The organism is Zobellia barbeyronii (assembly GCF_018603515.1).
Classification (GTDB): domain Bacteria; phylum Bacteroidota; class Bacteroidia; order Flavobacteriales; family Flavobacteriaceae; genus Zobellia; species Zobellia barbeyronii.
Genome location: NZ_JACATN010000004.1, coordinates 542340 through 561877 on the forward strand (window position 1 = coordinate 542340; position 19538 = coordinate 561877).

General features: G+C 36.6%; 18 protein-coding genes and 1 tRNA gene. 6 read left to right on the forward strand and 13 right to left on the reverse strand.

Going from position 1 to position 19538, the window contains the following annotated elements; genetic code table 11:
- Window positions 1–59 precede the first annotated feature (59 nt).
- The 4 genes from HW347_RS14850 (at window position 60) to HW347_RS14865 (ending at window position 6079) form a co-directional block, all read left to right on the forward strand.
- Window positions 60–2456 (forward strand): efflux RND transporter permease subunit, encoded by a 2397-nt coding sequence (locus tag HW347_RS14850; RefSeq protein WP_214612550.1) that lies wholly within the window; start codon window positions 60–62, stop codon window positions 2454–2456.
- A gap of 78 nt (window positions 2457–2534) precedes the next feature.
- Entirely contained in the window at window positions 2535–3968 is a 1434-nt protein-coding gene (gene asnS, locus HW347_RS14855; protein WP_214612779.1) for an asparagine--tRNA ligase, read from the forward strand.
- Window positions 3969–4010: 42 nt separating this feature from the next.
- The gene (gene rpoN / locus HW347_RS14860) at window positions 4011–5474 is read left to right on the forward strand and encodes an RNA polymerase factor sigma-54 (RefSeq protein WP_214612551.1); all 1464 of its coding nucleotides are present in this window, start codon (window positions 4011–4013) and stop codon (window positions 5472–5474) included.
- A complete protein-coding gene (locus HW347_RS14865; RefSeq protein ID WP_214612552.1) occupies window positions 5474–6079 on the forward strand; it encodes a phosphatase PAP2 family protein in 606 nt (201 codons plus the stop codon). The genes rpoN and HW347_RS14865 overlap by 1 nt, the downstream gene beginning before the upstream one ends.
- Before the next feature lie 23 nt (window positions 6080–6102).
- On the opposite strand, the gene HW347_RS14870 is transcribed toward HW347_RS14865, so the two are convergent.
- The 8 genes from HW347_RS14870 to HW347_RS14905 all read right to left on the reverse strand — a co-directional run bounded on the left by HW347_RS14870 (window position 6103) and on the right by HW347_RS14905 (window position 11516).
- Entirely contained in the window at window positions 6103–6789 is a 687-nt protein-coding gene (locus tag HW347_RS14870) for a porin family protein (RefSeq protein ID WP_214612553.1), read from the reverse strand.
- Window positions 6790–6864: 75 nt separating this feature from the next.
- Window positions 6865–7347 carry an ExbD/TolR family protein gene (locus HW347_RS14875; RefSeq protein ID WP_214612554.1) on the reverse strand — a complete coding sequence of 161 codons (483 nt, stop codon included), beginning with the start codon at window positions 7345–7347 and terminating at the stop codon, window positions 6865–6867.
- A 23-nt stretch (window positions 7348–7370) separates the two neighbouring features.
- Window positions 7371–7997: an ExbD/TolR family protein gene (locus HW347_RS14880; RefSeq protein ID WP_214612555.1), complete on the reverse strand. Its 627-nt coding sequence runs from the start codon at window positions 7995–7997 to the stop codon at window positions 7371–7373.
- A gap of 15 nt (window positions 7998–8012) precedes the next feature.
- Window positions 8013–8453 carry a hypothetical protein gene (locus tag HW347_RS14885; protein ID WP_214612556.1) on the reverse strand — a complete coding sequence of 147 codons (441 nt, stop codon included), beginning with the start codon at window positions 8451–8453 and terminating at the stop codon, window positions 8013–8015.
- Window positions 8454–8477: 24 nt separating this feature from the next.
- Window positions 8478–9224 carry a MotA/TolQ/ExbB proton channel family protein gene (locus HW347_RS14890; RefSeq protein WP_194532636.1) on the reverse strand — a complete coding sequence of 249 codons (747 nt, stop codon included), beginning with the start codon at window positions 9222–9224 and terminating at the stop codon, window positions 8478–8480.
- Between the two features lie 244 nt (window positions 9225–9468).
- Window positions 9469–9556, reverse strand: a tRNA-Ser gene (locus HW347_RS14895).
- Between the two features lie 108 nt (window positions 9557–9664).
- Window positions 9665–10699: an asparaginase gene (locus HW347_RS14900; protein WP_214612557.1), complete on the reverse strand. Its 1035-nt coding sequence runs from the start codon at window positions 10697–10699 to the stop codon at window positions 9665–9667.
- A gap of 49 nt (window positions 10700–10748) precedes the next feature.
- A complete protein-coding gene (locus HW347_RS14905) occupies window positions 10749–11516 on the reverse strand; it encodes a TatD family hydrolase (protein WP_214612558.1) in 768 nt (255 codons plus the stop codon).
- A 37-nt stretch (window positions 11517–11553) separates the two neighbouring features.
- Between HW347_RS14905 and HW347_RS14910 the strand changes: the two genes are divergently transcribed.
- Window positions 11554–11994 carry a retropepsin-like aspartic protease family protein gene (locus HW347_RS14910; RefSeq protein WP_155594840.1) on the forward strand — a complete coding sequence of 147 codons (441 nt, stop codon included), beginning with the start codon at window positions 11554–11556 and terminating at the stop codon, window positions 11992–11994.
- A gap of 110 nt (window positions 11995–12104) precedes the next feature.
- On the opposite strand, the gene odhB is transcribed toward HW347_RS14910, so the two are convergent.
- Together odhB and HW347_RS14920 are read right to left on the reverse strand one after the other, a co-directional pair.
- Window positions 12105–13328 carry a 2-oxoglutarate dehydrogenase complex dihydrolipoyllysine-residue succinyltransferase gene (gene odhB, locus HW347_RS14915; RefSeq protein WP_214612559.1) on the reverse strand — a complete coding sequence of 408 codons (1224 nt, stop codon included), beginning with the start codon at window positions 13326–13328 and terminating at the stop codon, window positions 12105–12107.
- A 47-nt stretch (window positions 13329–13375) separates the two neighbouring features.
- Entirely contained in the window at window positions 13376–16189 is a 2814-nt protein-coding gene (locus HW347_RS14920) for a 2-oxoglutarate dehydrogenase E1 component (protein ID WP_214612560.1), read from the reverse strand.
- A 97-nt stretch (window positions 16190–16286) separates the two neighbouring features.
- On the opposite strand from HW347_RS14920, the gene HW347_RS14925 reads away from it, so the two are divergent.
- Window positions 16287–16823: an alpha-ketoglutarate decarboxylase gene (locus HW347_RS14925; protein WP_214612561.1), complete on the forward strand. Its 537-nt coding sequence runs from the start codon at window positions 16287–16289 to the stop codon at window positions 16821–16823.
- Here HW347_RS14925 and HW347_RS14930 read toward each other — a convergent pair.
- From HW347_RS14930 to HW347_RS14940, 3 genes are all read right to left on the reverse strand, one after another.
- On the reverse strand, window positions 16820–17173 hold the full coding sequence (locus HW347_RS14930; protein WP_214612562.1) for a hypothetical protein: 354 nt from the start codon (window positions 17171–17173) through the stop codon (window positions 16820–16822). The two genes, HW347_RS14925 and HW347_RS14930, sit on opposite strands and share 4 nt — an antisense overlap.
- A gap of 87 nt (window positions 17174–17260) precedes the next feature.
- On the reverse strand, window positions 17261–18277 hold the full coding sequence (gene galE / locus HW347_RS14935; protein WP_214612563.1) for a UDP-glucose 4-epimerase GalE: 1017 nt from the start codon (window positions 18275–18277) through the stop codon (window positions 17261–17263).
- A 99-nt stretch (window positions 18278–18376) separates the two neighbouring features.
- Entirely contained in the window at window positions 18377–19531 is a 1155-nt protein-coding gene (locus HW347_RS14940; protein WP_214612564.1) for a DegT/DnrJ/EryC1/StrS family aminotransferase, read from the reverse strand.
- Window positions 19532–19538 lie beyond the last annotated feature (7 nt).

Sequence of the window (19538 nt, forward strand, 5' to 3'; positions counted from 1 at the left end):
ATCACATTTTAGGAACACACCTAATCATTATATACCTTTGCCCTCGGAAAAATTGAAGGATGGCAGCCAAACTTAAACAAGGTTTTTGGGAGAAAACAGCAAGCATAATTCTCCGTAACCGCATATTGATACTTATTTTAATTCTTGCATTCACAGTTTTCCTGGGTATGCAATGGAAAAATATGCGTTTCAGCAATACTCAGGCAAACCTATTGCCGGATGACCACCCTGTAAACCTAGAATATCGTAATTTCTTAGAGCAGTTTGGCGAAGAAGGTAATGCTATTGTATTTGCAATTCATGATTCTACACTCTTCACGCCTACCAATATTAACAGATGGAACAAATTCAGTAAGCAACTCGCTGCTTTTCCGGAAGTAGATTTTGTTCTCTCTTTAGATAATCTTCAAGAACTTAAAAAGGACAACGTAAATCAAAAGTTCATTCTTGAACCTCTCATTAGTTCCGAAATAAAGACCAAGAAAGAAATAGATAGTATAAAAAACCATCTATTTAACGACCTACCCTTTTACGACAACCTCCTTTTTAATAAGGAAACCGGGACGGTTAGGACCATAGCAAATATGGATGGAGACATTATCAACACCAGTGTCCGTAAAGATTTTATCCTAGAAGACCTTAACCATCTTATTGATAATTTTGAAGCGGAAACGGGTTTAGACGTGCGAGTATCCGGTATGCCTTACATACGAACAATGAACTCCCAAAACATCATAGATGAAATAGGAAAGTTCATTTTGGCAGCTCTTGGAGTTACCTCTCTAATTTTCTTTTTCTTCTTTAGAAGTTTCCGAGCCACACTTATATCAATGTGTGTTGTAATTATTGGAGTAATGTGGGCTTTTGGTATTCTAGGCCTCTTACAATATGAGATAACAGTACTTACTGCTTTGATTCCACCTCTGATTATTGTTATAGGTATCCCCAACTGTATTTTTCTGATTAACAAATATCAGCAAGAAGTTAAAAAACACGGGAATCAGGCACTTTCTTTACAACGTGTAATATCTAAAATTGGTAACGCCACCCTGATGACAAACATGACTACAGCGTCTGGTTTTGCCACTTTTATTATCACGGATAGTAAGTTACTTAAGGAATTTGGTATAGTAGCCTCTATTAACATTATTGGTATTTTCATACTATCTCTTTTGATAATACCTATTATCTATAGCTTTTTATCCCTTCCAAAAACAAGACATTTAAAACACCTTAACAAACGCTGGATAGATGCTTTTGTCAATAAGATGGAACATATTGTTAGACACCGCAGGATTGCAGTCTACATTGTTTCTTTGATTCTTCTTATCACCAGTATTATTGGTATTTACCAAATAGAAATTTCCGGAAGTCCTATTGAAGACATGCCCAAGAACGCCCAATTCTTTAAAGACATTCGTTTTTTCGAAAAAGAATTTGATGGCATTATGCCTATTGAAATTGTTGTAGACACCAAGAAACCAAAGGGTGTTTTAAAACCTGCCAACTTAAAACGCTTAGACCAATTAAGCGAGGTGGTTACGGATATACCGGAACTTTCAAAACCTATTTCGGTCGTCAACTTAGTTAAGTATTCAAAGCAGGCCTTTTATAACGGCATACCCAAATATTATCAATTACCCACTGCCCAAGAAAACAACTTTATAATGAAAGTTGCCCAAAATTCTGATGGAAACGGCAACCTGCTTAAAAACTTTGTAGATAGTACTGGCCAGACTGCCCGAATTACCACTTTTATGCAAGACGTGAAAACGGATCGCATGGAACAAATTGAGGAAAGGCTTAATGAAAATATAAACAAAATATTCCCTCCAGATCGCTACAATGTATATATGACGGGAAGTGCACTTCTATTTCTAAAAGGCACAAAATATCTAGTAAAAAATCTGATTCTCTCATTGGCTTTTGCCATCTTCCTAATCGCGCTATTTATGGCCTATCTTTTTAGGTCGTTTAGAATGATTATAATTTCATTGATTCCAAACTTGCTCCCTCTGGTCATAACTGCAGGTATTATGGGCTTTGTAGGCGTACCTATTAAACCTTCTACTATTTTGGTATTTAGTATTGCTTTTGGAATTTCGGTAGATGATACTATTCACTTTTTGGCAAAATACAGGCAAGAACTTATTGCAAACAAATGGCAGATTAAGAAGTCTGTTTACGCTTCGCTTCGTGAAACAGGGGTAAGTATGTTCTATACTTCAATTGTTCTTTTCTTTGGTTTCTCCGTTTTCATCATTTCAAACTTTGGAGGTACTGTAGCACTTGGCGCACTAGTTTCGGCCACATTAATGTTTGCTATGTTGGCTAATCTTATTCTTTTACCATCGTTATTACTATCCCTGGAAAGGAATATTGCAAGTAAAAAAATATTAAAAAAACCGCAAATAGACATTCTTCCGCAAGGCGAAGACGAAGTAGGAGAAAATTGAGGTTGATTTAACCAGTCATAAGCATTGATTCTTTTTATCAAAAACTTATCTTTGGCAATCAATTTTCAAGTGACTACAATGAACTCTTACAGCGTAAAAGAACTACTTTCAGAAAACCTCTTATTACAAGAAGTAACCATAAATGGATGGGTAAAAACATTCAGAAGCAATCGTTTTATAGCTCTAAACGATGGGTCAACTATTAACAACATACAGTGTGTTGTAGATTTTGAGTCATTTGACGAGGATGTTCTAAAACAGGTAAATACGGGTGCCGCTGTAAAAATTACCGGAACTTTGGTAGAGAGCCAAGGCAAGGGTCAAAAAGTAGAAATCCAAGTAACCGGTCTTATGATTCATGGCGGTGCTGATCCGGAAACGTACCCAATTCAACCTAAAAAGCACTCATTAGAGTTTTTAAGAGAGAAAGCACATTTACGCATACGCACCAACACATTTGCTGCAATAATGCGTGTCCGTTCCGCATTATCTTTTGGAGTTCACCAATATTTTCAACAAAACGGCTTCAACTATTTTCATGCTCCTATCATTACCGGTTCTGATGCCGAAGGTGCTGGAGAGATGTTTAAAGTAAGTACGCTAGATAGCAAAAACCCTCCCTTAACTGAGGATGGAAATATTGATTATAAGGAAGATTTTTTCGGAAAGGAAACCAATCTGACCGTTTCTGGTCAATTGGAAGCTGAAACCTATGCTATGGCATTAGGTAAGGTTTATACTTTTGGACCAACGTTTCGTGCGGAAAACAGTAATACCTCTAGACACTTAGCTGAATTCTGGATGATAGAACCAGAAATGGCCTTCTTTGACCTTAATGACAACATGGATCTTGCAGAAGATTTTATCAAAAACGTCATTAAGTATGTTTTAGAGAACTGCCAAGACGACCTTCGATTTCTAGAAAAACGCCTTTTAGACGAAGAGAAAACAAAACCTCAAGCTGAACGAAGCGAAATGCCGTTAATCGAAAAGCTCAAGTTTGTTTCGGAAAACAGTTTTAAAAGAGTTACCTATACAGAAGCTATTGACATTTTAAGAAATAGCAAACCCAATAAAAAGAAAAAATTCAAATACCCTATTAATGAATGGGGAGCGGATTTACAAAGTGAACACGAACGCTTTTTAGTTGAAAAACACTTTAAGTGTCCTGTTATTTTGTTTGACTATCCAGCAACGATAAAAGCGTTCTACATGCGTCTTAACGAAGACGGAAAGACCGTTCGCGCTATGGACATTCTTTTCCCAGGTATTGGAGAAATAGTAGGAGGCTCACAGCGTGAAGAACGTTTAGACGTCTTAAAAGAAAAAATGGCCGCATTAGGTATTGACGAGGAAGAACTTTGGTGGTACCTAGACCTTAGAAAGTTTGGTAGCGCTGTTCATAGTGGTTTTGGACTTGGTTTTGAGCGTTTAGTACTTTTTGCCACTGGCATGGGTAATATTCGCGATGTCATCCCATTCCCACGAACACCTCAAAATGCAGAATTTTAGCTAGAATTCGTTAACTTAGAAGGCAAGCTATATTAGATCTCAATGCTAAAACAACACTTACAGTTTAAATTATCACAAAAGCTATCTCCACAGCAGATACAGCTTATGAAGTTGATTCAATTGCCCACACAGGCATTTGAGCAACGACTTAAGCAAGAACTGGAAGAGAATCCAGCATTGGAAGGCGGGAAAGAGGAGTCAGACTCAATTGATGATGAGTTTGAGGACAGATATGATGAGAACGACGAATCTGATAGCGAGATTATTGCTACCGATGATATAAACATTGACGACTATCTAAGTGACGATGAAATTCCCGATTACCGCACCAAAGCTAATAATTACAGTGCAGACGATGAGGAAAAGAATGTACCATATGCGGCAGGAACTTCATTCAATCAATATTTATTAAACCAACTTAACACGGTTTATTTAAATGATGAAGAATGGAGCATTGCAGAGTTTCTAGTAGGAAGTGTTGACGAAAGTGGCTACATCCGAAGACCTATTGCAGATATTACTGATGACCTTGCTTTTACCCAAAATATTTATACAGAAGAAAAAACCATTGAAAAGGTTTTGAAATTAGTTCAAAAGTTGGACCCTCCCGGTGTTGCTGCACGCTCATTGGAAGAGTGCCTAATAATTCAACTAAAACGGAAAGAAGCAACTCCGAATATTGAACTAGCGATTACTATTCTTGAGAAATCTTTTGAGCAGTTTACAAAAAAGCATTATAAGAAACTTATTCAGAAATACAATATTTCAGAGGAACAGCTAAGAAATGCCATCTCTGAAATTGAAAAATTAAACCCAAAACCAGGAGGCTCCTATTCCGGAAATAACCGTATGGTAGAGCATGTAGTTCCTGATTTTTCTATTCGTATTGTAGACGGAGAACTAGAACTTACCTTAAATGGAAGAAATGCTCCAGAATTGCATGTATCTAGGGAATACAACAATATGCTAAAAGGGTACAAGGACGCTAAGAAAAAATCAAAATCACAGAAAGACACCGTACTTTTCATTAAGCAGAAATTAGATGCTGCAAAATGGTTTATAGACGCTATTAGACAGCGACAGCAGACTTTATTCATTACTATGAATTCCATTATGCATTATCAGTCCGAATATTTTCTTACTGGTGACGAGCGTAATCTTCGCCCAATGATCTTAAAAGACATTGCAGATGAAATCCAGATGGATGTTTCAACAGTGTCTCGAGTTGCTAACAGCAAATATGTTGATACGCCTTACGGCACCAAATTAATTAAGGAATTCTTCTCAGAATCAATGAAAAACGACCAGGGAGAAGACGTATCCACAAAAGAGATTAAGAAAATTCTTGAAACTGTAATTGGTGAAGAGTCTAAGAAAAAACCACTTACAGACGATAAATTAGCAGCTATACTTAAAGAAAAAGGATATCCCATAGCACGAAGAACCGTCGCAAAATACAGGGAGCAACTAGACATTCCCGTAGCAAGATTGCGCAAACAAATTTAATGAAGGTTTTCTTAAAGGTTATATCCTATATTTTCCACCCTTTATTCATCCCGATAGCAGGTACACTAGCCTACTTTCTAATTACACCTAAATATAGCCCTATAGCCATTCAAGGCACTACTATCCTGCCTACTTTTATACTTACTGTAATCATTCCAATAATTGCTTATTTTATACTAAGGAATTTAGGTATGGCCCAGAGTGTCTTTATGTCCACGGTTAAAGAACGCAGATACCCGTTATATATTCATATTATACTACTCCTCTTTGTAATCTATAAAGTAATACCTAATTCCAATATTGTTGAGCTTCATTTCTACTTTATTGGCCTAATCATATCAGCATTAACAACACTGCTACTTTTAGTATTGAAGTTTAAAGTAAGTATGCATTTAATGGGTATGGGAAGTCTTCTTATGTTCTTAGTAGCATTGAGTATTCACTTTGAAGTTAACATCACTTTAGGCTTAAGCATTTTCACACTACTAACAGGATTAGTAGCTACTTCTAGACTATATCTAAAATCACATACTCCAATAGAAATAGTTATTGGGCTCTTTATTGGTCTCCTCTCCCAACTACTTACTGTTCGCTTCTGGCTGTAGATTGTGATCTTGCTCAGATTCCACTACAAAATATAGAAAATGAGCCCAATTCTGAGGGCTTTCGTATTCAGACTTTCTGACCCGACCACAACATTATCATTAAAAAGGTTAGTTAACGAATAATACGCGTGAAGATTAAAAGTATTATATCCAAAATTTAAGGTCAATCCATATTGAAAACTTCTAATGTCCTCATTGTAAAATGACACTTTTCCAGTATCAGTAGGCACCAGCTTTGATCGCCCTCCAAATACATAACCCAATTTCATACCTGCATACAGCCTCCAAAATTTATACTCAGAAGCAGTAGAGTTTCTCCAACGTACTTCAAAAGGAACTTCTAACATATGTGTCTCCACCTTATTCCTATTAAAATCATCATCTTCCAAAATACTATATAAGTTACCAGAAAAAGTCTCCTCTGCCATAAGATTGGAATAATAAGAGTACACTCCATAACCTACTCCAATACCGATAGCAGTAGTACGGCTTTGATTTAATGGAATATCTTTTATAAAACCTGCCTGTAGACCATAGGAAAGATTTCGTTGGCTTACACCATCTGGTTGACCTAAGAGAAAGTTATAGGTAATACCTATGTAGAATTGGTCCTCCAAGTACTTAGAATCAACATTAGTTGAATCAATACCAGTCTGAGCAACTGCACCTGTACAGCACAAAAAAAGCAACCCAAATAAATAACGCATCATAAAGTCAAAATTAAGCAAATAAAAAGCGCCTCGGAAAAAATTCCGAGGCGCTTGTACTTATAAGTTTATGAAATACTACTTCAAGTTGTTAAAAGCATTACCTTCAAAAGTAGTATAATTCACTTTAAGTGCATTCACTTCTCTTAACTGCAATTTAATATCGGATATCAAACCCATATTAGCATTTCTATCAACTTTTAAAGCTGTAGTCAAAACATTTTGAATTTCCTGCGGCTTTTTTGCTCTTTCAGACAATATGTAATCACCCACTTCATTAGGCGATGAAAACTTGTCGTTCAGTTGAATCCTAGCTTCTTCTCCAAATTGAGCTTTATACTGTGAAGTTGGTTGCCCAACATAAATGTATATTACTCTATCCTTCTTTTCCAATTTCTTGGTCTCACTAGCATTAGGCAAAGTATTCTCTACTTTCAAAGAGCTATCTTTCATAACCGTAACGGTCATAAAGAAGAATAAAAGCATAAATACAATATCAGGTAACGATGCAGTGTTCACAGCTGGTAAACCGGCATCCTTTTTCTTTGCAAACTTTGACATATTATATTCTGTTTTAGCTCTTATTAATTACTTGTACCTGTCTCAGCTTCTGACAACTTCTGTGGAAACAACTCTTGAATCCGCTTAACCTTTTCTTTGAGATCCTCTTTTCTACTAGCATCGGTCTCAGGATTAAGATATTCTGCTTCCATATCAGTAAAGTCTCTCTTATACAAACGCTGTGCTTCACGATTTCTTAGATCGTTGTAGGCACCTACCAATTCATTCTGAACTGTAATGTAAGTACTATACTTTGTTTCACGATCGTTCTTCAAAGATATAATAGCCTTTGCTGGATTGTCAGATGACTCGGACAGTCTTTTACCTTTACAGTAGCTACAGTAATCTGCAGAACCCGATGGGGCTCCTCCGTTATCCAAGAAAGCCATAGCTTTCTCTCGTAACTTTTTGATATCGATAAGCTCGTCTTCAACTAACAACTGACCATTACGGTTAATATTTACCGTAAAAATATTCTTCTCCTTAATTATTGGTGGCTTTTCCGTAGGCGGCTCAATAGGCGGCAACATACGATCTAAACCTGCATCAGTCTCAATGGTTGTAGTAACCAAGAAAAATATAAGTAGCAAGAATGCTATGTCTGCCATTGATCCGGCGTTTACCTCTGCTGGTCCTCCTCTTCTAGACATAATTTAGTTCTTTAGTTATTTTATCATTTTTTTCACACCACCCGCAAGCATAGCTCCTACAGCTACAAGAGTCAATATGAAAAATACATTTAGACCAGCACCGATTTTCTTAATTTCAGATTCATCAGTTTCTATGCCTCTTTTTGCCATTTCTTCGATACTAACATCTGTACCGCTAGCCATAACAAAGCCAATTCCAACTACTAAAAGAAAACCAACTAGTATAAAAAGGCTTTTCTTTAAATTCGCAGGATTTGATAAAAGGTTCTTAAGGGCAAATGCCACACTAAAAACTACAGCTACGCCTAAAAGCAACCATGTAATAGCGAACATTGCATTAAGAGCCCCGTTATTAGCTGCCTCAGCAGCCGGCATTTCAGCCTCTGGAAGCATGAACCACAAGGCAGCGCCTATTAAGCCCACAACAACCAAAACAATCTTTACAATTTTGTGCATAATTTAAGGTATTATGTGTGCGACTTATTTTTTGTGATCCACCAACATATCTATCAAAACGATAGAAGAGTCTTCCATATCATTAACAATGCTATCAATTTTAGCAATGATGTAATTATAAAAGATTTGAAGGATAATAGCAGTAATAAGACCAAACACAGTTGTTAATAATGCAACCTGGATATCACCTGCAATAAGAGATGCACTTAAGTTACCAACAGCACTAATCTTTTGGAAGGCCTGAATCATACCAATTACCGTACCCATGAAACCAAGCATAGGAGCAACAGCAATAAATAAGCCCAACCAAGAAACGTTCTTCTCTAATTGACCCATTTGAACACCACCATAAGCTACAACAGCTTTCTCAGCAGATTCGATACTTTCTCCTGCTCTATCCAAACCTTGATAGTATATAGAAGCAACAGGACCTTTTGTATTTCTACAAACTTCTTTAGCAGCTTCAACACCACCAGAGGCCAATGCATCTTCTACTTGTTGTTTTAGCTTACCAGTATTAGTGGTTGCCATATTTAAATAAATAATTCTTTCAATTGCAACTGCCAAACCAAGAATCAAACACAAAAGAACAATACCCATAAAGCCGGCACCACCTTGTATAAACATTTCTTTCAACATCTGTGTAAAACCTACTTCGGCTTCAGCAGGTGCATCTTGCATCATTGTTGCTGTAGTTGCCATTGCGTTAACAGTATTTGTACTCATTACAAACAACCCGCCCACGGCTAGGATAGAGGATAATTTTTTCATTTGTTCAAACTTAAATTAGTTATTTAATAGGGTTAAAGATAAAAAAAAATCACAATAAAAAAAGTAAAACTTCGTTGCATCGGAGAAGTGGGGCCCAAATAGGGGTCATGACATCGAAACGGGTTGTTACACCAGTGCCTCTGCCTGACATAATCAAGCACAGACTTCCATTTTGCATATAAAAACTAAACTTACAAATATTTCCAGTCTAAACTAATTAATACTGAAAAATCTTTTTGTTCTGCAGAGAGGAAGGGATTCGAACCCTCGATACACTTTTGGTGTATACACACTTTCCAGGCGTGCGCCTTCGACCACTCGGCCACCTCTCTAAATTCTACTTATCCTTTTGTTTTTAATAAAAACAGACCAGACAAGATCACCTTTTTTACGGGGTGGCCAAATAACAAAAAAAATGTTAGTTGATGAAATTAAAACTGCTAATTTTCTTGAATTTCACCACGTAGTGAAGTCTCAAATATACTTTTGAACAATTTGAACGAAACATTATTACCCAAAAGATACATTAGCTTAGCAACAGCAGCCTCCGTCGTAATGTCTTTACCATTAATTACTTGCAATTCTTCTAACTGCTTACTGGTTTCATAACGACCCATTGAAACGCTGCCCCCGGAACATTGTGTAACATTAATAATATGGATGTTATTTTCTTTTGCCTTTCTTAGAATATTGATCATCCAAGGCTCATTTGGAGCATTTCCAGCACCATAAGTTTCCAAAATCAGCCCTTTTAAACCCGGAATACCAACCACACCTTCCAAAACAGCCGGACCAATACCAGGAAACAACTTAAGGATAGCCACATTGGTATCCATATGTTTATGGACTTTGAACTTTTTACGCTTTACATAAGGTAGCAAATATTCTTCACTAACCTTTAAGTGTACCCCTGACTCTATCAATTCAGGATAATTTAGTGAAGAAAATGCCTGAAAGTGTTCTGCATTGATTTTTGTAGTACGATTGGCACGATATAATTTATATTCAAAATACAATCCCACCTCTTGCACTACAGGTTTTTTATTATGTCGTAAAGCAGCTATCTGAATTGAGGTAATCAAGTTTTCCTTTGCATCTGTACGCAAATCTCCAATAGGCAATTGAGAGCCGGTAAAAATGACGGGTTTACCTAAATTTTCTAACATAAAACTCAAAGCTGATCCCGTATAACTCATAGTATCACTACCATGTAACACAACAAAACCATCATGAGAATCATAATTTTCTTCAATAATAGTTGCTATTTCAGCCCAATGCGCTGGATTCATATTGGATGAATCTATTGGTACATCAAAAGAAATTGAATTAATACGACAGTCCAACAGCTTAAGCTCTGGTATATTCTTTAGCAGCTTATCAAAATTAAATGCCTTTAATGCACCGGACTCATAATCTTTGACCATACCTATAGTACCGCCCGTATATATTAAAAGGATGTTACTTTTATCTGTCAAACCGAGAATATTTAAATTTTATTGAAAAACTGTACACTGATAAATATATTTAAATGCCGAATACTTGCTTTGAATTCTCCGTAGTGCTATTTGCAATAGCCTCGGTAGAGATACCATAAACATCAGCAAGCTTCTCAGCAACATTCATAAGGTATGCACTTTCATTACGTTTTCCACGAAAAGGAACCGGAGCCAAATAAGGTGAATCTGTCTCAAGAACGATATTATCTAATGGAATTTCTGCTAAGAATTTATCTATTTTTCCATTTTTAAATGTAACAACTCCACCAATACCAAGCTTCATATTATATGATATTGCTTTATTCGCTTGTTCAATATCACCAGTAAAACAATGAAAAATACCGAACAAATCAGTCCCTTTTTCACTTTCCAACACCTCAAACACTTCATCAAAAGCATCACGACAATGGATAACTATGGGCAATTTGTATTTTTTAGCTAACTGTATCTGCGCGCGAAAAGCCTCTTGTTGCTCCTTTAGAAATGTTTTGTCCCAAAACAAATCAATGCCAATTTCTCCAACAGCATAAAATTTTCTTTTCTCAAGCATCTCTTCTACATGCTTCAATTCTTCCTTAAAATTTTCTTTTACATGGGTAGGATGCAAACCCATCATTAAAAAAACATTGTCTGGATAAGACTTCTCAAGATCAAACATAGATTCCGTATAAGTTGAATCTATTGCCGGTATAAAAAACCGCTCAACTCCAAGAGCAATCGCCCTCTCAATGGCAGCTCCCCTATCTTCATCAAAGGCTTCGCTATATAAATGTGTATGGGTATCTGTTAATATCATGCTGCAAAAATAGCCTTATCTTTGATAAAAAGAATACATGTCTTCTCTGAAAAAATTTCTTTGGAAAAAAAAATACACCCAAATACCCCTAAAACTTACCCAAACAGATCACTTTGAAATATCAGCCAAAATAAATGGAATTTCTGGGCGGTTTATTCTAGATACTGGAGCATCTAACACCTGTATTGGAATTGATAAAATAGAACAATTTGGACTGACCTCAGAGGTTTCCGAAATAAAAGCTGCCGGAGCAGGAGCCACTGACATGGAAACCCTAATATCCACAAAAAACAAAATTAAAATTGGTAATTGGAAGAAAAAAAAATTGAAAATAGTACTTTTTGATCTTGTTCACGTAAACCAAGCCCTTACCGCACATAACACTTTACCTGTTGATGGCATTATAGGTGCCGATGTCCTAAAAAAAGGAAAAGCAATTATTGATTATAATAAATATTGCGTTTACCTTAAAATGTAGTTTGTATAGAGCAAATAGACACCTAGTAATATAACGCATAAAAAAGCCCCAAAGATTTCAGTGCTATTACACTAAAAATCTTTGGGGCGTATTTTTAAAGAGTTGTAATTCTACATCTCTAAAGCTCTCTTTATATTACCATCCATCAATAATTCTTCTGGATTTTCTAATGCTTCTTTTATAGCCACTAAGAACCCTACAGATTCTTTACCATCAATAATACGGTGGTCGTAAGACACAGCAACATACATAATAGGTGCAATAGCGATAGCGCCATCTCTTGCGATAGGTCTTTCTACTATATTGTGCATACCTAAAATAGCACTTTGAGGCGGATTGATAATTGGCGTGGATAACATAGATCCAAAAACACCACCGTTGGTAATCGTAAACGTGCCTCCGGTCATTTCATCAACAGTAATTTCACCTTCACGAGCACGAATAGCTAATCTCTTCACTTCTGCTTCAACACCTCTGAAGGTCAAGTTTTCAGCATTTCTAATAACAGGCACCATTAATCCTTTTGGTCCAGAAACAGCAATACTGATATCACAGAAATCATAAGAAATCATTTCCTTACCATCTATCATAGAGTTCACAGATGGATACATTTCTAATGCACGCACTACAGCTCTAGTAAAAAAGGACATAAAACCTAAACCAACACCATGTTTAGCTTTAAAGTCTTCTTTATATTTATTTCTAAGTTCAAAAATAGCAGACATATCAACTTCGTTAAAAGTTGTAAGCATAGCCGTTTCATTCTTAGCGGACACCAAACGTTCTGCAACTTTTCTACGTAACATAGATAATTTTGAACGAGACTCTCCTCTATTTCCTCCTGTAGGAGTACCCATAGAAGGAACAGCATTTACTGCATCGTTCTTAGTGATACGACCGTCTTTTCCACTTCCTTTTACAGCAGTAGAATCGATACCCTTCTCACTTAGTATCTTTTTAGCAGCAGGAGAAGCTACACCAGAAGCGTAAGTTTCTTTTGCTTGAACAGGTTGTGGCGCTTTAGCCTCTTCTTTCTTAGACTCACTTTTCTTCTGTTCTGCTAAATCTTTTTCAGCACTGTCACCAGCAGGTTTAGCTGCATCAGTATCAATTAAACAAACCACGGCACCAACGGCAACAGCATCACCTACCTCTGCTTTTAGTGTAATTATTCCGCTTTCTTCAGCAGGAAGTTCTAATGTAGCCTTATCTGAATCCACCTCGGCAATTGCCTGGTCTTTTTCAACGTAATCACCATCCTCAACTAACCAATCCGCAATTTCTACTTCGGTGATAGATTCGCCCGGAGATGGGACTTTCATTTCTAATATCATGCTATACTTATTTGCTGTGTTATCTTAACTATTTGAACGACCAATTCTTAACCTTTACTTGGTTTAGTCATTGGTTTTGACATATTATCCTTAGTCTTATCGAATACATAATCAATTACTTGCTGATGTCTATTTTTTGAACGAACAGAACTACCGGCAGCTGGAGAAGCATAAAACCTTCTTGAAGCTACCCTAAATTTATTCGCATCACTAAAATGCATCATCATATGACTCCAAGCACCCATATTTCTTGGTTCTTCTTGAGCCCAGACCAAATCATCGGCCTTTTTATATTTTGCAATAACTGCTTTCATCTTTTCAGAAGGAACCGGGAACAATTGCTCTACACGAACCAAAGCCACATCATCCCTTTTCTGCTCTTCTTTTACCGCCAGTAAATCATAATAAAATTTACCTGTACAGAATACAACAGATTTTACTTTGCTTACCGTAACAGAAGTATCATCAATAACTTCTTGGAAACCACCAGAAGCTAATTCATCTACCGTAGACATCGCTTTTGGATGTCTTAATAAACTTTTTGGCGTGAATATAATTAACGGCTTTTTGAAATTGACTTTCATTTGCCTTCTAAGAATATGGTACATCTGCGCTGGCGTAGAAACATCTGCAATATACATATTGTCTCTAGCACAAAGTTGCAAGTATCTTTCCATACGAGCAGAAGAATGCTCTGCTCCTTGTCCTTCATATCCATGTGGAAGCAACATTACCAAACCATTTTGTAATTTCCACTTATCCTCAGCAGCCGAAATATACTGATCAATCATAATCTGAGCACCATTACTAAAATCACCAAACTGGGCTTCCCAGATTGTTAACGTATTAGGGCTTGCCATGGCATAACCATAATCAAAACCTACTACGCCGTATTCCGACAATAATGAATTATATATCTGAAATTTAGCTTGCTTATCATTAAGGTGATTTAACAAGATCACTTCTTCTTCACTTTCTTCAACTTTCATTACAGCATGTCTGTGCGAAAACGTACCACGCTCAACATCCTGGCCTGACATACGTACCGGATAACCTTCATGCAATAGTGTACCGTAAGCAAGTAACTCACCCATAGCCCAATCTAACTTCTCAGTCTCAAAGAACATGTTTTTACGGTCCTTCACCAGTTTCTCTACCTTACGCAAGAACTTCTTATCTGCTGGAAGTTGCGTAATTACTTTAGCTATCTTGGTAAGTTCTTTTTTATCGAAAGTAGTATCTACCTTCTCCATCATTTCCCACTCACGAACGTTAGCAAAACCTTTCCACTCGTCTGCCATAAACGGAGTTATTTCCGTTTTATCCTCTTTACGAGAATCTACAAGCTCTTCTTCCAAAGAAGCTTTATACTCTTCCTCTAGACCTTTTACATAGTCCTTTTCAATAACTCCTTCCGCCAACAATCTTTCCGCATAAATATCACGCGGATTTTGATGTTTAGCTATAGCCTTATACAATTTTGGTTGCGTAAAACGAGGTTCATCACCTTCGTTATGACCATACTTTCTATATCCTAATAAATCTATAAATACATCTCTATTGAAACGCATGCGATACTCCAAAGCAAAAAGCGATGCATGTACCACAGCTTCCACGTCATCAGAATTTACGTGTAATACCGGACTCAAAGTTACTTTTCCAACATCTGTACAATAGGTAGATGTACGAGCATCTAAATAGTTTGTAGTAAAACCAATTTGGTTATTTACTACTATATGTATAGTTCCATTTGTTTTGTAACCGTCCAGATTGGCCATCTGCACCAACTCATACACAAGACCTTGACCAGCAATAGCCGCATCCCCATGTACAATAATAGGAAGCACTTTTGAAAAATCATCTGGAAAATGAGCATCTTGTTTAGCGCGGGCTATACCTTCTACTACTCCACCAACCGTTTCTAAATGCGAAGGGTTAGGAGCAATATTCATTTTAATTTTTTTACCATTGTCAGTTTTACGCTCAGACGTCCAACCTAAATGATATTTTACATCTCCATCAAAAATCTCCTGTTCGTAGTCTTTACCATCAAACTCATTAAAGATATCTTTTGCCGCTTTTCCAAAAATATTGGTTAGCACATTAAGTCTTCCTCTATGCGCCATACCCATCACAAACTGCTCTACACCTAGTTCGGCAGCACGTTCTACAACAGCATCTAACGCAGGAATCAATGATTCGTTTCCTTCTAAAGAAAATCGTTTCTGACCTACGTACTTGGTATGCAAAAAGCCTTCAAACGAAACTGCTTGGTTCAACTTTCTAAGAATACGTCTTTTATGTTCGGAGTCAAATTTAGGGTGGTTATCATTAACATTTAACCAATTCTGAATCCATTCTACACGTTCCGGCTTACGGATGTACATGTATTCTACACCAATAGCATCACAATAAATGTGTTGCAAATGATCTATAATTTCTTTTAGGGTGCTTACTCCAATGCCAATGATTTCACCTGCATTAAAAACAGTTCCCATGTCTCCTTGTGAGAGTCCAAAGTTCTCAATATCTAATGATGGCTCGTATTTTCTACGCTCGCGAACAGGGTTTGTTTTTGTAAACAAATGACCTCTACTGCGATAACCATCAATAAGCCGAATAACCTGAAACTCCTTTTGGAGTGACTCCGGCATCTGCTGACCCATAGAATTTTGAGTGCCGTTTTGAGCTACGAAATCCTCAACATCCAACTCATCAAGAGCGGTCTCGGTTCCGAAATCATAACCTTGAAAAAAGGCGCGCCAACTAGGCTCTACACTATCGGGGTTAATAAGATATTTGTCGTATAGCTCTGAAAAAAAAGAGGTATGAGCGGTATTTAGAAAAGAATATTTATCCATAGAAAATTCTCTGTCATGCAAATAAATGGGTACAAAAATACAATAATTCCCATTTCTGAGACGTATCTTAGTATGCAATATTGAAAAAATAAAGATAATGATTAAAAAACTTTATAAGATCTCGAAAAGCACTTTTTTAGCGTTATTTCTTATCGTTTTTGCATTAAATTGTTCCGCACAAAACACTTCTACCCCTTCAGATTTCTGGAATAATGTACGATTTGGTGGGGGATTAGGCTTTGGACTCAATAATGGCGGCTTCAACGCTTCAGTCTCTCCAAGTGCTATTTATCAATTCAATGAGCAATTTTCAAGTGGTATAAGTCTCACTTTTAATTATGCCAAATATGATGACAGTAAACGTTATGCCTATGGTGGAAGTATTATTTCTCTCTACAACCCCATACATTTTTTACAAATTTCTGCGGAATTAGAACAATTACGCATCAATCAAACTCTTAGTTTTAATGATTCATCTACAATTGAAGATAATTACTGGTCGCCCTCTCTATTTTTAGGTTTAGGGTATACAGACCGAAATTTCACTGTTGGTATTCGCTACAATGTTCTTTATGATGATAGCAAAAGCATCTACCTTGATGCATGGATGCCTTTCGTAAGAGTTTATTTTTAGGAGTATTTAGCTTTCAACCAAACTTTTTGAAGCTCTCTTTTTAACACCAGAAAGGTAACCTGATCCGCTACCTCTACAACATCGGTTACTGTAATTTCCTTAAATGCTTTCTCCGGAACATCTATGATATAGAGTAAATTCAGGTATTCTGAAAAGCGCTCCATAATTAAACGATATATTTTCTCCCTTAAAACACTTTTAAGTTCTTCGGGAAGAATTTCCAAATTGAGGTCTATATAAATATTGGCTAAACCAAAATCTTTTATCAGCTGAGCTACTAATTTATTATAAAGCTCAGCTTTTTCTGCATTTGCAAGCAAATCTGTACTATCGGAAAAATTCAAAACCATAAATTATCTACGTTTCTGATTCAAAGTTGGTTTTGCTTGATAAAAAATTAATTCTAGATAATGAACAGCAAAGTCTATGTATTAAGGTTACGCCCTAACTTTCTGCTCCCACTCCCAAGCAGATTTCATTGCCTCGTCCAAAGTATATTGAGATTTCCAACCTAAAACATCATTCGCCTTTTTAGTATCTGCATAAGCAGAAACAATATCACCAGCTCTTCTATCTACAATTTTATAATTTAGTTTTTTACCTGAAACTCTTTCAAAACTATGAATAACCTCAAGTACGGAACTTCCTTTTCCTGTACCTAAATTAAACACCTCATAGTTGTCTTGGTTCTTTCCTCCTAGTAAACGTTGCAATGCCTTTACATGAGCCTTGGCCAAATCTACTACGTAAATGTAATCACGAACACAAGTACCATCTTCTGTAGGATAATCATCACCAAAAACAGACAGCTCCTCTCTTAACCCCATACCTGTTTGAGTAATAAAAGGCACCAAGTTCTGTGGTACACCAATAGGCAACTCTCCTATATTACCACTAGGATGAGCACCCATAGGATTAAAATAACGCAATGCAATTGCTTTCAATTTTGGATTTATAGCACATGTGTCACGAATAATCTCTTCGCCCATTTGCTTGGTATTCCCATACGGAGATTCTGCTGGTTTTACCGGTGCCTTTTCACTAATAGGCATTTCATCTGCCTGACCATAAACGGTACAAGAAGAACTGAATATAAAACTAGCGTTCTCTTTCTTAGAAAGTTCTTTTAAAAGATAGACCAATGTACCTATGTTATTTTCATAATACAAAAGTGGTTTTTGAACACTTTCACCAACGGCCTTTGAGGCTGCAAAATGAATCACTCCCTGAACGTCTTGATGTCTTTTGAAAAAGTCTTCAACTTTAGCTCTTTCCTTTAAATCTATCTTTTCAAAAAGTGGCATTTTACCAGAAATTGAAGAAATACCCTCCAATACTTTTTCAGATGAATTAGAACAATCATCAATTATCACAACCTCATAACCTTCGTTTTGAAGTTCTACAACTGTATGTGACCCAATAAATCCTAATCCGCCGGTTACTAATATTTTCATAATCTATTTTTTAAAAACCCACTCGAAAAACGAGTAGGTTTCTTTGCTTTATTTATAGTCAGTTTTTGTTTCAAAAGTAGTAGATAAGGCTAATTGCCACTACCCGTTTACAAAATCCACTACTGTTTTTGTAATAAAATCTATTTGCTCATCATCCAACTCCGTATGCATTGGTAATGAAATAACTTCTTTCACCAATTGGTTCGTTACCGGAAAATCAGCTTCGTTATATCGTTCATCAACATATGCTTTTTGCTTATGCAAAGGAATAGGATAGTATACACCGCATGGAATATCTTTTTCTGCCAAATGCTTTACTAGAGCATCTCTTTTTCCATTGGTAATTCTTAAAGTATATTGATGGAACACGTGACATGTACATGTATCACAAATTTCCTGTCCACACTGAGTTGTTCTAGGCGTAATAATATTAGCTTGCCCTCTAAAGGCACTATTATAACTTCTGGCAGCTTGCCTTCTTCTATTACAATACTGGTCTAATTTTGGCAATTTTGCACGTAAAACCGCTGCCTGAATAGAATCTAATCTAGAATTCACTCCCACCACATCATGATGGTATCTCTCATACATACCGTGATTCACAACACCTCTTAAGGTGTGTGCCAACTCATCATCATTAGTAAAAATTGCACCACCATCACCGTAAGCACCTAAATTCTTTGACGGAAAAAAAGACGTTGCACCTACATGACCTATTGTACCTGCTTTTTGCTTCTTACCGTTATTAAAAGTATAATCTGCTCCAATAGCCTGTGCATTATCCTCTATTACATAAAGATTATGCTGATCGGCCAATTGCATAATAGCATCCATATTGGCACATTGTCCAAACAAATGAACAGGAACTATGGCTTTTGTTTTAGGCGTTATAGCTTTTTCAACGGCTGCAATATCTATATTAAAAGTATCTGGTTCTACATCTACAAGAACGGGAGTCAATTGCAAAAGAGCAATTACCTCTACTGTAGCCGCAAATGTAAAATCTGCCGTTATTACCTCATCACCAGGCTGAAGACCCAACCCCATCATAGCAATCTGCAAAGCATCTGTACCATTAGCACAAGGTATTACGTGTTTTACGCCCAAGTAGGCTTCTAATTCGCTTTGAAAAGATTTTACCTCAGGTCCATTTATGAAAGCCGAAGTTTCCATAATAGTAGCTATAGCAGAATTCACTTGTTCTTTTATTCCTTCGTACTGGCCACCTAGGTCGACCATTTGAATTTTTTTCATCGTCATG